6 protein-coding genes and 11 pseudogenes are annotated in these 14,545 nt (G+C 71.9%); 10 read left to right on the top strand and 7 right to left on the bottom strand.

The annotated features are described in order from the left end of the window. Nucleotides 1-478: pseudogene (locus RBJ77_RS61380) on the top strand (4Fe-4S dicluster domain-containing protein); the annotation flags it as partial. Between the two features lie 397 nt (nucleotides 479-875). Here the strand turns inward: RBJ77_RS61380 and RBJ77_RS61385 are convergent. The 4 genes and pseudogenes from RBJ77_RS61385 to RBJ77_RS61400 all read right to left on the bottom strand — a co-directional run bounded on the left by RBJ77_RS61385 (nucleotide 876) and on the right by RBJ77_RS61400 (nucleotide 3,933). Further along, a complete protein-coding gene (locus RBJ77_RS61385; RefSeq protein ID WP_372352851.1) occupies nucleotides 876-1,481 on the bottom strand; it encodes a DUF4132 domain-containing protein in 606 nt (201 codons plus the stop codon). A 118-nt stretch (nucleotides 1,482-1,599) separates the two neighbouring features. Next, nucleotides 1,600-1,848, bottom strand: a pseudogene (locus RBJ77_RS61390) (DUF4132 domain-containing protein); the annotation flags it as partial. Between the two features lie 1,210 nt (nucleotides 1,849-3,058). Beyond that, a complete protein-coding gene (locus RBJ77_RS61395; RefSeq protein WP_372352843.1) occupies nucleotides 3,059-3,298 on the bottom strand; it encodes a hypothetical protein in 240 nt (79 codons plus the stop codon). 186 nt (nucleotides 3,299-3,484) lie between these two features. Continuing rightward, nucleotides 3,485-3,933 (bottom strand): annotated as a pseudogene (locus RBJ77_RS61400) (Lrp/AsnC family transcriptional regulator). Nucleotides 3,934-4,082: 149 nt separating this feature from the next. Between RBJ77_RS61400 and RBJ77_RS61405 the strand changes: the two are divergent. The 6 genes and pseudogenes from RBJ77_RS61405 to RBJ77_RS61430 all read left to right on the top strand — a co-directional run bounded on the left by RBJ77_RS61405 (nucleotide 4,083) and on the right by RBJ77_RS61430 (nucleotide 8,241). Further along, a pseudogene (locus RBJ77_RS61405) lies at nucleotides 4,083-4,952 on the top strand (SMP-30/gluconolactonase/LRE family protein). A gap of 36 nt (nucleotides 4,953-4,988) precedes the next feature. Then, nucleotides 4,989-5,455, top strand: a pseudogene (locus tag RBJ77_RS61410) (VOC family protein). Between the two features lie 100 nt (nucleotides 5,456-5,555). Then, nucleotides 5,556-5,956: pseudogene (locus RBJ77_RS61415) on the top strand (hypothetical protein); the annotation flags it as partial. A 133-nt stretch (nucleotides 5,957-6,089) separates the two neighbouring features. Further along, nucleotides 6,090-6,575, top strand: coding sequence for a DUF393 domain-containing protein (locus RBJ77_RS61420; protein WP_372352852.1), 486 nt, complete (start codon nucleotides 6,090-6,092; stop codon nucleotides 6,573-6,575). Further along, nucleotides 6,518-7,218 (top strand): annotated as a pseudogene (locus RBJ77_RS61425) (TetR/AcrR family transcriptional regulator). Before RBJ77_RS61420 ends, RBJ77_RS61425 begins: the two are co-directional and overlap by 58 nt. A 57-nt stretch (nucleotides 7,219-7,275) precedes the next feature. Further along, nucleotides 7,276-8,241, top strand: a complete 966-nt coding sequence (locus tag RBJ77_RS61430) for a D-alanyl-D-alanine carboxypeptidase (RefSeq protein ID WP_372352844.1) — start codon at nucleotides 7,276-7,278, stop codon at nucleotides 8,239-8,241. A gap of 192 nt (nucleotides 8,242-8,433) precedes the next feature. Here the strand turns inward: RBJ77_RS61430 and RBJ77_RS61435 are convergent. After that, nucleotides 8,434-10,867, bottom strand: a pseudogene (locus RBJ77_RS61435) (MMPL family transporter). 159 nt (nucleotides 10,868-11,026) lie between these two features. On the opposite strand from RBJ77_RS61435, the pseudogene RBJ77_RS61440 reads away from it, so the two are divergent. The 3 genes and pseudogenes from RBJ77_RS61440 to RBJ77_RS61450 all read left to right on the top strand — a co-directional run. Then, a pseudogene (locus RBJ77_RS61440) lies at nucleotides 11,027-11,746 on the top strand (response regulator transcription factor); the annotation flags it as partial. 259 nt (nucleotides 11,747-12,005) lie between these two features. Then, a complete protein-coding gene (locus RBJ77_RS61445) occupies nucleotides 12,006-12,194 on the top strand; it encodes a hypothetical protein (protein ID WP_372345872.1) in 189 nt (62 codons plus the stop codon). 311 nt (nucleotides 12,195-12,505) lie between these two features. Beyond that, nucleotides 12,506-12,604 (top strand): annotated as a pseudogene (locus tag RBJ77_RS61450) (hypothetical protein); the annotation flags it as partial. An 829-nt stretch (nucleotides 12,605-13,433) separates the two neighbouring features. On the opposite strand, the pseudogene RBJ77_RS61455 reads toward RBJ77_RS61450, so the two are convergent. Beyond that, nucleotides 13,434-13,828 (bottom strand): annotated as a pseudogene (locus RBJ77_RS61455) (ATP-binding protein); the annotation flags it as partial. A 194-nt stretch (nucleotides 13,829-14,022) separates the two neighbouring features. Further along, a complete protein-coding gene (locus RBJ77_RS61460) occupies nucleotides 14,023-14,286 on the bottom strand; it encodes a hypothetical protein (RefSeq protein WP_372352845.1) in 264 nt (87 codons plus the stop codon). Nucleotides 14,287-14,545: the final 259 nt, after the last annotated feature.

Raw genomic sequence — 14,545 nt, forward strand, 5'->3', positions numbered from 1 at the left:
CTCATCAAGCGACATCAACCCTGAGAAGCCGATCACGGTCGAGGCCATCAAGGGCCTCACCGTGCTGAAGGACCTCGTGGTCGACATGGACCCGTTCTTCCAGGCGTACCCGCGACGTCATGCCGTTCCTCGTCACCAAGGGCAACGAGCCGACGCGTGAGCGTCTGCAGTCCGCCGAGGACCGTGAGCGCTTCGACGACACCACCAAGCGCATCCTGTGCGCCGCGTGCACGTCGTCCTGCCTCGGTGTTCTGGAACGACGGCCAGTACTTCGGTCCTGCCGCGATCGTGAACGCCCACCGCTTCATCTTCGACTCGCGCGACGAGGCCGGGGAGCAGCGCCTGGAGATCCTCAACGACCAGTGACGGTGTGTGGCGCTGCCGCACCACCTTCAACTGCACGGACGCCTGCCCTGCGCATCGAGGTCACCAAGGCGATCCAGGAAGCGAGCGCGCGCTGATCACGCGCCGCTACTGACCTTCCGTGTCACACCTGCTGGTTCAGGGACCCCTGCTCCCTTCGGAGCAGGGTCCACGCCCGTTCTCAGCGGCGTATCTGGCTGAGGATCGGGGTCCGTGATCCTCGTGTCGTCGGCCAGCATCATCGCCTTGCTGAGCACCACCGCCAGGGTCCGGTCGCCCTCGAAGGGGAGGTAGCCGGCCTGCGGGCGGCGCCCCGCGCCGGACTTGGGGACGATGCACAGGTACTGGTCGGTCCGGCGTCATCAGGATGTTCCCCGAACCCAGGTGGATCTTGTACGTGTGCAGCTCTCCCTTGACGTGCAGGAAGCGGCCCTCGATCGTGCACCACCGGTCGGCGACGGCGAGCGGCACCAGCCGTTCGAGCAGCACGCGGCGGGTCTCCGCGCTCTGGTTCAGCTCACCGGAAGCCGTACGACGCCCAGTACTCGCGGGACCGGCCGCCGGGGCCGCCGTCCTGCCACGTCGGGTCGTTGCCCACACTGGCCACGCCCACGAACAGGGTCCACGTCGCGCAGGACTCTCGGACAGGACGAGCGGCGGGACGTCGGTGAGCGGCAGCGGCTCGACGGGGTCCGCGCCGTCGCTGCAGCCACTGCGGTACTCGCCGCCGTAGCAGTGCGCCGAGTTCTCCGGGGCGCCGATCGGGTAGAAGCGGACCTGGTCGGTGCGCAGCCGCAGATAGCTGCCGGACTCGGTGGTGTCCGTGCCGTACCCCTCCCCGTCCCCCTCGATCCAGTACTGGGCGCGCAGCCCCCACTGCGGCAGCTCGCGGGTGGCGGGCGGCGCCTCGTCGTCGACGCACAGCCGCAGCTTGCGCGCCAGCCGCGGACCGCGGCGAGGGAGTGGAACTGGTGCTGGCGGACGATGTGCGCCGCGAACCGGTTCGAGTACGTGCCCGTCGTGCGCTCGGCGTCGGTGAGCAGGTACACCTCGCGGTGGGCCTGCTTGAACGGCTGGGTGATCGCGTGCCGCTCCAGCCAGTCGCGCCAGGCGACGATCTCGGCGGGAGCTCGCGGTCGACGGGGGTGCCAGAGGGTGACCCTCGGTGCCGTCCGCCACCGGGTCGTCCGTGAGGGTCCGCAGGGCGCCGTCCGCGTATCCGGCGGGCGTGCCGTCGACCGTCCACAGCAGGCGGCGGGCGAGGGTGCCGACCAGCGGGTGGTCCAGGTAGCGCTCGCGCCAGGTGGCGTACGGCCAGCTGCGCCGGGCGAGGAACTGCCGGTCGAGGCGCTCGGCCTGGGCGCTGAGCATCTTGTCGATGTCCTTGGCGGCGGCCTTCAGTTCCTTGAGCTCGTCGGGGTGGTCGCGCTTGACGGCGGCCGGGACGGACTTGACCGCCTGTGCCGCTCGCGCCGCGCCACGCAGCGTGGGCCTCGGCGCCGCGGACCTCCAGCAGGGCGGCGCTGTCGCCGAGTTCGACCTCGAGGCGTCCGACCTCGGTCAGCCGTAGGCGGGCACGGCCAGCTCCTCGATCTCCTCACGGGTGAGGCCGAGGCAGCGGCGCGGGCTTCGAGGGCGGTGTCGAGGAGCTTGAGCGCGCCCCTTGTACGTGACGCGGGTGCCGAGCCGGGCCAGCTCGGCGGGGCGGCTTTCGCCGTCGATGCGCGCCAGCGCGTTGACCCCGCGTTGGCCACGCTTGGGGTTGACCGGCCGAGCCCTCGAGACCTTCTTGAGCGCGGTCTCGACGAGGGCGCCGAGGGGGCACGGGCGAGTGTCCGCGGGGGCGGGCAGCAGCGCGGGATCCAGGTGAGGGCGCGCAGGGCGTCCGTGTTGTACGCGTCGAACGTCGCGTTCGGGGTCGGCGCCCCAGCCGCGGTGCAGCAGCGGGCGGGTGCGGGGGCCGGCCCACGAGCCGCAGCCAGTGCGTCAGCCGCTCCCGGACCGCTTCGGTGTCGAGCGGCTCGATCAGCGCTGCGCGGCCGCGTCCCACTTGGCGGAGGGCGGGCGGCCGAGGCGGTCCTGGCGTGGGCGAGCAGCCACGCCACCCGTGCCGCGTTCGGCGACGTCGGCGAGGGCGGCGTCGGCCCAGGCCTCCGCCGGGGTTCAGCACGGGGTCGGTCAGTCGTCTCACGAGTGCTCCGAGTCCCTCGGGGACCCGCCACCGGGTCAGGCAGGTGCGCGCGGACGACCGCGACGAACTCCCCGGGGCGGGCAGCTCGTGCCCGTCGGCCAGTTCGAGCTCGGCGAGCCCGGAGCAGCTGGCGGTCGTCGTAGTGGACGTCCCTGCTCGGCGGCGAGCCGGATCAGGGGCGGGGCGCAGGTCCTGCGGACCGCCCGGCTCCCCGGTGCGCACCTCGCCGATGGCGCCCAGCAGCGCCACGATCGAGCGGCGCCCGGCCGCGCCCCCGTCCAGTTCGACGTACCGCCCGGCGAGCGCGTGCACCAGCCGCGCCCGGTACTCGTCCGCGCCGCGCAGCGCGTCCACGACCTTTGCGGCCCAGGTGACCCCAGTGGTCGTCGGCCATCGCGCCCAGCGCGAGGGAGTTCGGGCACGAGGGCCCTTCGGTCTCGCCCGCCCCGATCAGGTCGAGGATCACGTCGACCAGGAGCGCGTACTCCGCGGGTGACTCGATCATCAGCCACCCACCAGCGCGACGAGCTTCAGAAAGGTCACCTCGACGCCGAGCGGCAGCTCGATCTCCTCGTCCGGCTCCGTCACCTGGCGGTCGCCGACCAGCACCAGGAACCCGTTCCCCTCGAACGCCGCCAGGGCGCGGGCCGCCTGTGCCTCGGGGTCGATCCGGCGCGGCGTGCGCAGCGCGTACCCGTTCAGCACGCGCTCCGCGTCCTCGGGCTGGACGAGGCCCTGGAACACCTGGGGAGCGGGACCGCGCGTTGAACTCCGCGACCCTCCTGGAAGACCCTGCGCCGGATCAGCTCCCGCACCGTGAGCCGCTCCTCGGCTATCTCCAGGCCGAAGGCGGGCCCTGCCCCCTGATGTCGTCTCGTCGACGAACGTCACCATTCCCATGCCGAGGACAGTAGGGCCGGGCACTGACAATCAGCCGGCGGCGCCCGCCGTGACGCGCCCCCGCTCGAAGAACGTCTCCAGGGACACGGTGGCCTGCGTCCCGCTGACCCCTCGATCGCGTACAAGCGCCGCAGCACGTCCTGGAGTTGCCCGGTGGTGGCGGTGCGGACCTTGACCAGGACCGAGGCGCTGCCCGCGATGACATGGGCCTCCACGAGTTCGGGGATCGCCGCGAACGCGTCCGCCGACTCGCCCATCCACGCCGACGACTCGACCATCACGAAGGCGAGGACGCCCTGGCCGAGCAGCGGCCGGGTCCACGTCGACGGTCGTGCACCGGATCACGCCCCGCTCGCGCAGCTTCCGCACGCGCTCGTGCGCGGCGCCCGCCGAGAGGCCCGCCTCCTGCCGAGGGCGGCGTAGGAGGTGGTCGCGTCCTGCTGGAGCGCCGCGATGAGCCTGCGGTCGATGTCGTCCACGATCTGCATGGCGCAACCGTATCCCGTTCTGCCATAGTCGTCATCGACGGGATGAGATTCAGCACCGCACCCGTAGAGGATGATCGTCCATAGATACCGTCCCCGTGATCGTACGAGATCTGGACGAGCGCTTCCGCACCGGACGCTGCATGAACGGCGACGACCGGATGCAGGGTCCTGCACACCGGCGGCCGCTGGGTCGAGGGGCCCGTCTACCTGCCCGCCTGGCGGCAGTTGATCTGGAGCGACATCCCGAACGACCGGCTGCTGCGCTGGGACGAGACCAGCGGCGCGGTGAGCGTCTTCCGCCTCCCGCCGGGCGCACCAACGGCAACACCCTGGACCGCGAGGGCCGGCTGATCAGCCGCGAGCAGGGCGGCCGGCGTGACCAGGACCGAGCACGACGGACGGATCACCGTGCTCGCCGACCGCTGGGAGGGCAAGTGGCACTGAACAGCCCGAACGACGCGGTGGTGCGCTCGGACGGCTCGGTGTGGTTCTCCGACCCGGACTTCGGGATCACCAGCGACTACGAGGGGTTCCGCGCGGAGTCCGAGATCGGCGCGAACAACGTCTCACCGGATCGACCCCGACAGCGGCGAGGTGCGGCTCGTCGCCGACGGCTTCGGGGCGCCGAACGGGCTGGTGTTCTCGCCCGACGAGAGCAGGCTGTACGTCTCCGACACCCGGTCGGGCGTGATCCGCGAATTCGACGTGCGCGAGGACGGCACGCTCTCCGACGGCAAGGTCTTCGCCGAGATGCGGGACGGTACGGGCGGTTCGACAACATCCGCTTCGACGACGGCGGACGCCTGTGGGCCGCCGCCATGGACGGCGGCGTGCACTGCTACGACCCGGACGGCACCCTGCTCGGCCGGCTGCTGACGCCGGAGCCGGTCGCCAACGTCGCGTTCGGCGGGGCCAAGAACAACATCATGTTCCTGGCCGCGTCGACCTCCGTGTACTGCCTGATGACCGCGGTGACCGGGGGCGCCACGGATTCGCCGATGAACAGATGAGCGGGAATGTGCCCGATTCATGGCTAATCTGACGTTATGTCACCTCAGCTGGCTCCGGGCATCCTCGGCTTCGACAACGTCCTGCTCCCCGTCGGGGACCTGCCCGAGGCCGTCGCCTTCTACGAGCGCGCCGGGTTCCCCGTGAGTTCCGCCTCGACGAGGCCGGGATCGCGCTGCTCGGCGTGGGCAAGGAGACGCCGGGGCTGCTGCTGCGCGCCGAGGACGACTACGGGCACCGCCCGCCGCCGTGGCCCGCGGCCCGGCTGTGGCTGGAGGTGCCGGACGCCCGCGCCGCCGCCGACGCCCTGACGGCGGCGGGCGTCGAGCCCCTCGACCCGCCCTTTCTCCACCTCCACCGGGTACATGTCGTCGAGTTCGCCGACCCGTGGGGCAACGTCATCGGGTTCACCGACTACCCTCAAGCGCCCGGAGCTGGCGCGGAGTTGAGGGTTCCGCTTCCCCTCCGAACCACCCCGGAACCACCCTCCGAACCACCCCTCTGAGACGCCCGTCACGTACGACAACTCTCGCTTGAACGTGTTCAAAAACAGGTCTACATTCATGCCTGTCAGCGTTTTTGAACGCGTTCAGGGAGGGTGGGGCATGGACCTCACAGTTGTCGCTTACGTCGTCTACCTCGTCGTCAGCATCGGTCTGACCATCTGGGTGGCGCGCACCCTCAGCCGTAACGGCAGGGATCTTCCTGGCCGACGTCCCTGCACGGGAACGAGAAGCTCGCCGACGCCGTGAACCACCTCCTGGTGGTGGGCTTTTACCTGGTGAACCTCGGGTTCGTGGCGCTCTACCTGAGCGGCGACGAGGACATCGCCACCACCCGCGAGGTCTTCGAGGCCCTCTCGACCAAGCTCGGCGTCGTCCTCCTCGTGCTCGGCGTGATGCACCTGGGCAACGTCTACGTCCTCAACAAGATCCGGCGGCGCGGCGTCATGGAGCGCGAGCAGCAGCCGCCGGTCCCGCCGCAGGGGGTGGGGCCGCCCGGTGGCCGGGGCGTGACAGCGGTGGGAGCCCCGCGGGGGTGGCCGAGGACCGGGACGCCCGGGGGACGTCCCGGTCCGCCGGCTGACGGTGCTGTACGACGCCGAGTGCCCGCTCTGCACGTACCTGCGGAACTGGCTGGTGAAGCAGCGCCAGTTGGTGCCGCTGGACCTGGTGCCCGCGGGACACTCCGGGCCCGGGCGCTGTTCCCCCGGCCTCGACCACGCCGCCACCCTCAGCGACATCACCGTCATCGGGGACGGCGGGCAGATCTACCGCGGCGCCGCCGCCTGGATCGTCTGCATGTGGGCCCTGCGCGACCACCGAGGCCACGGCCCACCGGATGGTCACACGCCCGCCGGGATGAAGATCGCCAAGCAGGTGGTGCTGGGCGCCGCCAGGTACCGGGAGCACACCCGGGACCGGCAGGCCGGGGCGGCGCCTACCGCAGGGCGGACGGCTGGACGTACGACCCGAAGGACTGGCTGGTTTACGAGGCGTACGGCTACGGGGACGAGCCGCCCGCCTGTGACAGCTCCTGCCGCCCGGGCGATTAGGGCTCGGGGACCGTGGCGGCAGAGAAAGCCGAGAGCAAGGGCGCGAAGAGCGAGCAGACGCGCGCGCTGATCCTGGAGACCGCTGCGGCTCTTCCGGGAGCGGGGCTACGACAAGACCACGATGCGGGCCATCGCCCAGGAGGCCGGGGTCTCGGTCGGCAACGCGTACTACTACTTCGCGGGCAAGGAACACCTCATCCAGGGGGTTCTACTGACCGGATCGCCGCGGAGCACCAGGCGGCGGTCCGGCCCGTGCTCGACACGGAGCACCGATCTGGAGAAGCGGCTCGCGGGCGTGCTGCGGGTGTGGCTGGAGATCGCCGAGCCGTACCACGAGTTCGCGGCCCAGTTCTTCAAGAACGCGGCGGGACCCAGAGTCCCCGCTCAGCTTTCTCACCGGAGTCGGAGCACGCGCGGGAGGCCGCGATCGACGTGCACCGGGAGGTGCTGCGCGGCTCCAGGCGAAGGTGCCGGCCGAACTCGCCGGGATACTGCCCGAGTTGATGTGGCTGTCCCAGATGGGCCTCGTCCTGTACTGGGTGCTCGACAGCTCGCAGGACCGTGAGCGCAGCCGGCGGCTCGCCGAGCGGGGGCCCGGCTGACCACCCGGGGCGTGGCCCTCGCCCGGTTCCGTGCTGCGGCCGCTCGTCCTGGAGGTGCACGAGCCGTTCACCGACTCTCCTGCCGGGATGACCTCGCCCCCTGGGCCCTGACGGCCGGCGCCGGGACCCTCTTACCCGGTCCTCAGCGAGGGCCGGTACGGTCACGGGATGCCCGGTACCACTCGCACTCCGCCCCGCTCAGCCGTCGCCGCCCTCGGTCTGGGCCTCGGCGCGAGCGCCGCTCCGCCCTGCCCGCGCAGCGGGCCTCCGCCGCGAGCGCGGTCGGCGGGGAGCGGCTCGCCGCCTCCGGGGTGCAGGTGCGGCGCGGCGCGGGGGCGCCGAAGCTGCCGGCTCGCCGCGAAGGCGTGGCTGATCGCCGACGACGACAGCGGCGAGGTGCTCGCCTCGTACGACGCCCACCGTGCGCTGCCGCCCGCCTCCACGCTCAAGATGCTCTTCGCCGACACGGTCCTGCCGGAGTTCGCGCACGACCTGAGGCACAAGGTGACCGCCGAGGACCTGGCGGGCATCCCGGCGGGCTCCAGCCTCGTCGGCATCCAGGCCGGGACCACGTACACCGTCCACCAGTTGTGGCAGGGCGTCTTCCTGCGCTCGGGGAACGACGCGGTGCACGTGCTCGCCTCGATGTACGGCGGCGTCGACAAGACCGTCGCGGCGATGGTGGGCCCGCGCCGAGGACCTTCAGGCGGGCGACACGCACGTCGTCAGCCCGGACGGCTTTCGACCACCCGCAGGTCTCGTCCGCGTACGACCTCACGCGCTGCTCGCCCGCGCCGGACTGCGCAGCAAGGACTTCCCGCGGTACTGCGCCACGAAGGTCGCCGACTTCCTGCGGGCGGCGGCAAGACGTTCCAGATCCAGAACACCGACCGTCTGCTGACCGCAGGGCGTCACCCCGTACGAGGGCTGATCGGCGTCAAGAACGGCTACACTCGCACGCGGGCAACACCTTCACCGGCGCCGCGACCCGCGACGGCCGCACCCCGCCTCGTCACCGTGATGCACCCCAAGGCGGGCTACGAGGCGGTGTACGAGGAGACGGCCGCGCTGCCGACTGGGGGTTCGCGGCCGGTGACACGGTGCGGGCCGTCGGCGAACTGGTCACGCCGCTGAGCGAACAGCCGAAGAAGGCGGCCGCCGCGTCCCGGCGGCGGGCGCCCCGGCCGCCGCCGTGAAGTCCGGCGGCGGCGAGGGCTGGGCGCTCGGCGGATCCGCCGCGGTCGCGGCCCTCGCGGGCGCGGACTGCTGGCCCCGCCGCCGGGCGCGACCGACCGGCAGGCGACGGCGTAGGTTCCGCCGCCGGTCCTACGGCGTCGCGTCCACTTCGTCCGGCAGTTCCACGTCGTACACCAGCTGCTCGCCCACCGTGATGTGCCGGGCCAGTGGCGCCAGTTGACGGTCCGTCACCACCAGGACGTACGCCCCGGGCTCCGGCACGGACACGATGTACGACCCGTCGGCGAGCGAGCTGACCCGGTCCAGCTGGCGGCCGCCGCGCGAGATGAGGGTGACCGTGGCGCCGGCCAGCGGGTCCCCGTCCGGTGCGCGCAGGAACCCGTGCACCACGGTCGGCCCGCCCGGCCGCTCCACCGCGGGCGGCGCGGCCTGCGCGGGCACGGCGGCCTCCCGCGGCTCCACCGCCAGATGCGGCAGCCGGCGCTCCAGCCAGGTGGGCAGCCACCAGTTGGCGCGGCCGAGCAGAGTATCGCGGCCGGCACCAGCGCCGTCCGCAGGATGAACGCGTCCAGCGCGACCGCCGCCGCGAGCCCGATCCCCGCCATCGCGCCCTCCATGTCGCCGCTCAGCACGAACGCGGAGAACACGCACACCATGATCAGTGCCGCGCAGTTGATGACCCGGCTGGTCTCGGCGAGACCGACCCGCACCGCCCGCGCGTTGTCCTTCGTGTGCACCCACTCTCGTGCATCCGGCTCACCAGGAACACCTGGTAGTCCATGGAGAGGCCGAACAGCAGCGACAGCATGATCACCGGCAGGAACGCGGTGATCGCCCTTCCTTGCCGAGGCCGAGGGCCTCCGCCCCCAGCCCCACTGGAAGACCGCGACGAGGACGCCGACGGAGGCCGCCGCCGCGATCAGGTTCATCAGCGCCGCCGTCAGCGGCACCACCAGCGAGCGGAACGCGATCAGCAGGAGCAGGAAACCGAGCGCGATGATCGTGCCGACGAAGTACGGCAGCCGGTCCCCGGTCACCGCCGCGAAGTCCTTGAACACCGCGGTCACCCCCGCCGACGTGCGCCTCGACCCCGGCCCGCGGGATCACGTCGTCGCGCAGCCGGTCGATGAGTTCGTCGGTCTCGACGGACTGCGGCGAGGTGGTGGGCACGACCTGGACGACGGAGACCCCAGTTCGCGGGCTGGCAGCGGCGCGACCTGCGCGACGCTCCTCGGTCGTACGGATGCGCGCCGCGAGGTCCGTGGCGTCGGCGCCGCCGGGGACGACGACCTGGAGCGGGCCGCTGAAACCGGGCCCGAAGCCCTCCGCGAGGAGGTCGTAGGCCCGCCGCGTGGTCGTCGACTCCCTTTGTGGTTGCCCTGGTCCGTGGCGCCGAGGGCGCAGCGAGAGCACCGGGATCGCGAGGACCAGCATGACGACGACGGCCGCCGCGCCGACGGTCCGCGGCCGCTTCTGGACGAACGCCGACCAGCGCGCCGCGAGACCGCTCGCCTCCGGCGACTCGGGGCCGTCCGCGGCCAGCCTGCGGCGCTGGCGGCGGCTGAGGACGCGCGGCCCGAGCATCCCGAGGGAGGGCGGGCAGCAGCGTGATCGCGGCGAGGACGGAGAGCACGACCGTCAGGGACGTGGCGACGACGACGCCGTCGAGGAAGCGCATGTTCATCACGAGCATCCCGGCGAGCGCGATGCAGACGGTGCCGCCCGCGAACAGCACGGCGCGCCCGGAGGTGTTGAGCGACTGGACCGCCGACTCCTCCCGGGTCCAGGCCCCGCTGGATGCCGCGCCGGTGCCGGGTCACGATGAACAGCGCGTAGTCGATGCCGACGCCGAGCCCGATCAACGAGCCGAGCAGCGGGGCGACTTCGGGCACGTTCCATGACGTGGCTGAGCAGCGCCGTCGACATGAGCCCCGTACCGACGCCCATGATCGCGACGACGATGGGCAGCACCATCGCGAACAGCGAGCCGAACGCCAGGAACAGCACCACCGCGGGCGGCCACGATGCCGACGGCCTCCGACAGACCCTGCGGCGGCTCCTGGACGCGGGTGATCGCCTGCCCGCCCAACTCGACCTGGAGGCCGCCGCGTTCGACCGCCTGCGCGCGGTCGACGACGTCCTGGACGAGCTCTTTGGGCACCTCGTTGGCCTGCTCGGTGAAGGTCACCTGAGGGAAGGCGATGGTGCCGTCCCGGCTGATCTGGCCCGGCGCCTTCCCCGTACGGCCCGGTGACCTCGCCGACGCCCTTCAGCGCGGCGATGTCCTTCAGCGCGGGCTCGATCCTGGACCGTACGGCCGCGTCCCGCACGGAGCCCTCGCCGGTCTTCCATACGATGGTGTCGGTGTCGCCCGCGCTCTCCGGGAAGGCCTTCGCCATCAGGTCGTACGCGGTCTTGGAATCGGTGTCGGGCAGGGAGAACACGTTCGAGTAGTCGGTGCCCGCCACGGTGCCGCCGGGCCCCCGAGGCCGAACAGCGCCCCCAGCCACAGCAGCAGGACCACGATGCGGTGCCGAAAGCACCACCGTGCCAATGCCGTCACGTCGCTCGCTCCTTGTCGATCGTCGGGTGGCCGTCCCCCGGGCGTGGGCCTCAGCATCCGACGGCGGGGCCGCGGAACGCCGCGCCCCGCCCATGACTCTCAAGGAACTCCAAAACGGACAGGGTCGGCCGGATCGGCGACGAGGCCGATACTTGGCTCATGACGGTCAACGGCACGGACCCTGAACAGGAAACCCCTGAACAGGCGCCCGCGACGGTGCTGCTCGCTCGAGGACGAGCCGAGCATCGCCGACGTCTCCGCGATCGCGCTGCGCTACCACCGCTTCGAGGTCGCGACGGCGGGCACCGTGCGCCAGGCCCTCGCCCTCACCGAGCGGACCAGGCCGGACGTGGCCCTGCTCGACATCATGCTGCCGGACGGCGACGGCCGGGCCCTCGGCCGGGAACTGCGGGCCCGGCAGCCCGACCTGGCGCTGGTGTTCCTCACCGCCCGCGACGCGCCCGCCGAGGTCGTCGGCGCACTCGGCTTCAGCGACGACTACATCACCAAACCGTTCAACATCGACGAGGTGATAGCCCGGATCCGCGCCGTGCTGCGCCGCACCCGCGCCACCGACGTCCCGGCCGCAGCGGCCCCCGCTGACCTACGGCGACCTGGAACTGGACGAGGCGACGTACACCGCCCACCGGGCCGGCCGCACCGTGCAGCTGACCCCGACCGAGTACGCGCTGCTCCGCTTCCTCGTGCGCAACGGCGGTCGGGTCGTCCCCAAAGAACAACTCCTGCGCCACGGGCGGCAGTTCGAGCACGCGGCCACCGCCGAGTCGACGGTCGTCGAGCACGTACATCAGCTATCTGCGGCGCAAACTCGACGCGCTCGGCCCGCCGTTGATCACGACCCGGCGCGGCGTCGGCTACGAGCCTCGCGGCGGCGACGTGAAACGGCGGCGGCACGGCTCCCGCACTCGCTGCGCGCCAAGCTCACCCTCACGAACGTGGCGCTGGTCGCGCTCGGCATCGCCGCCGCGACCGCGGTCAGCCTGATCTCCATGCGGCACTACCTGCCTCGACAGCATCGACCAGGAACTGAAGTCGTCCCGCACCTCGATCCAGCACACCGGCATCACCCTCAAACAGGTCCAGGCGCTCAGCGAACTGGGCATCGCTCCTCGACAAGATGCAGCCGTCCGACGAGGGCGGGCAGGTGGGCGGGCTGCCCGGCGCCAAGTCGCTGTTCGTCGCCGTCGACGCCGACGGCGATCCCGTCGCCGTCGGCACCCTGCGGCCGACGCAGCGCAACGCGCCCTGGCCGACGCCGTCGACGACCCGCGGGCCCTCGCCCGCGACACCTCCGTGCGCGATCTGACCTCGACGACGATCCATTCCGCGTCGTCGGCGCCCATCTCGCCGACGACACCACCGTCCTCATCGCGACCTCCACGGCCGATCTGCAGTCCGGCATCCGCAAGGTGCTGCGGCTCGATCTCGCCCTTCGGCATCGCCCTGCTGACGCTGCTGGCCGTGCTCACCATGATCGGCGCGCACCGGAGACTGCGCCCCTGGAGGACATGGTGGAGACCGCGTCCAGCGATCGCCGAGGGCGATCTGACCCGGCGGGTGCCCTCGCGCCGCGACCCCGTCCAGGAGACGGAACGCTCCCGGCTCGCCCTCAACTCGATGCTGCACCAGGTCGAATCGGCCTTCGAGACGCGCGAGCGCACCGCGTCCCAGCTGCGCCGGTTCGTCGCCGACGCCTCGCACGAACTGCGCACCCCGCTGTCGGCGATCCGCGGCTACCTCCAGCTCTACGACAGCGGGGATGCTGCGCGACCCGGAGGAGCGGGCCCGCGCCTGGCAGCGGGGTGCTCGCCGAGGCCGACCGGCATGCAGCGGCTCGTCGACGAACTCCTCACCCTGGCCCGCCTCGACCCAGCATCCCGAACTCCGGTTCAGGAACGTCGACGTGAGCCGGCTGGTGCGGGACGCCGCGGACGACCTGCGGGTGCAGCAGCCGGACCGGCCGGTGACCGTGACCGCCGACGGGGCGGTGCTGGTGCAGGGGCCGACGAGTCGGGGCTGCGCCAGGTCCTGGGCAATCTGCTCGGCAACGTCCGCGTGCACACCCCCGTGGAGGCGCCGGTCGCCCTGGCCGTCACCAGGGAGGCCGGGGTGGTCCCGGCTGACCGTCGCCGACGGGGGCCCTGGCCTCGCCGCGGACGACGCGGCCCGCGTCTTCGACCGGTTCTTCCGGGCGGGCGGGGGCGGCAGGCAGCGGACTCGGAATGGCGATCGTGCACGGGGTGGTGGCGGCCCACGGGGGGCGAGGTGTCCGTCCGGACGGAGCCGGGCGCGGGGTTCACGGTGACCGTGTACCTGCCGGTGGGAAGGCCGGCGGCCACGGAGGGGCGCGACCTGCGGAACGGTCGGGGCCTACGGAGGGGGCGCGACCTGCGGAACGGTCAGGGCCTACGGAGGGGGCGCGACCTGCGGAACGGTCGGAGTCCTCGCAGAGGTAAGGGTCTGCGGAACGGTCGGAGTCCTCGCAGAGGTCGGGGTCTGCGGAGGGGGCTAGGGGGCAGGGCCCGGCTCCTTGGAACCCGGTCAGGGAACGCACCAGCGCCCACACGGTCTTGCCGTAACGGCCCCGGTGCCACACGCCCCACGCCCTCGGCGAGGGCGTCGACGAGATGCAGGCCGCGGCCGCCCTCGTCCTCCGCGGTGCGCGGAGGTCTGACCTCGGGATCACCCGTCGACTCGTCGGACACCTCGATGAAGCACGAGCCTTCGCGAGTACCGTCACTGCGACTCGAACTCGCGCTCACGCACGGGCCCGTGCCGTACCGCGTTCGTCGCCAGTTCCGACACGAGCAGGATCGCGATGTCGAGCGCGTCGGCCGGTCCCGTATGACCCCAGACCGCCAGATGATCGCGCACGCGCAGCCGCGCAACTCCTACCGAGGCCGGGTGCCGCGGCAGTCTGAACGCACTGCGTCGCAACACACGTAGCCACCTCCTCCCTCCGCCTGTTCGGAGCCCCCCTACCCGGGTCCACGCACACGGTGAACGCAGGTTCGGACATAGGGAACAGCGCCAGTCCCGACACTCTCCGTGTCGCGGCGGTCACAGTTCTCCGACGCTATTCGGCCAGATCCGGCCGGGCCCGACGGGCCCCCGCAGCCCGTCCGGCACCCCGGTCAGATCCAGCTCAGGGCTCCCAGAGCCGGAACGCCGGTTCCGTCGGACAGGTACTGGCCACCCGTGATGTCGTTCGTGCTCAGCACGTACTCCCTGCAGCTGCACAGGGGGATGATCGGGACGTCGTCGGCGACGAGTTGCTGGAGCCGACGAAAGTCCTTAGAGGTGTGCGACTGCGATCCTCCGTACTGTTGACTCGCCTGGATGAGTTCGTCTACGGGCTTGCTGCTGTAACCGTTGTGCATCCCGGATCCGGTGCGCACCAGCTGCTGCCGTGAACGTGTCGGGTCGGGGAAATCGGGCAGCCAGCCGACCGCGTACGCGTCCAGTTTCGCCGTGTGGCGCTTCCTGGAACTCGGCCCAGTCGTAGCGATACTTTCGTCGCCACCTCCGAACAGGCCCGACCTCCTCCAGCTGCCGCCGGATCTCCTGGGCCTCCGCCCTTGGACGCGGCGCCGCGCGCCCAGTACGCGAATCCTCGAACCGGACCGGCGTCGCTCGCCCCCGGCCCGCTGCAGCAAC

This window comes from Streptomyces sp. KL116D (genome assembly GCF_030766975.1).
Taxonomy (GTDB): Bacteria; Actinomycetota; Actinomycetes; order Streptomycetales; family Streptomycetaceae; genus Streptomyces; species Streptomyces longispororuber_A.

Coding starts and splice junctions, on each gene's coding strand:
- RBJ77_RS61445 (WP_372345872.1), top strand. CDS start 12,006: ATGCAGCCGTCCGACGAGGGCGGGCAGGTGGGCGGGCTGCCCGGCGCC.
- RBJ77_RS61430 (WP_372352844.1), top strand. CDS start 7,276: ATGCCCGGTACCACTCGCACTCCGCCCCGCTCAGCCGTCGCCGCCCTC.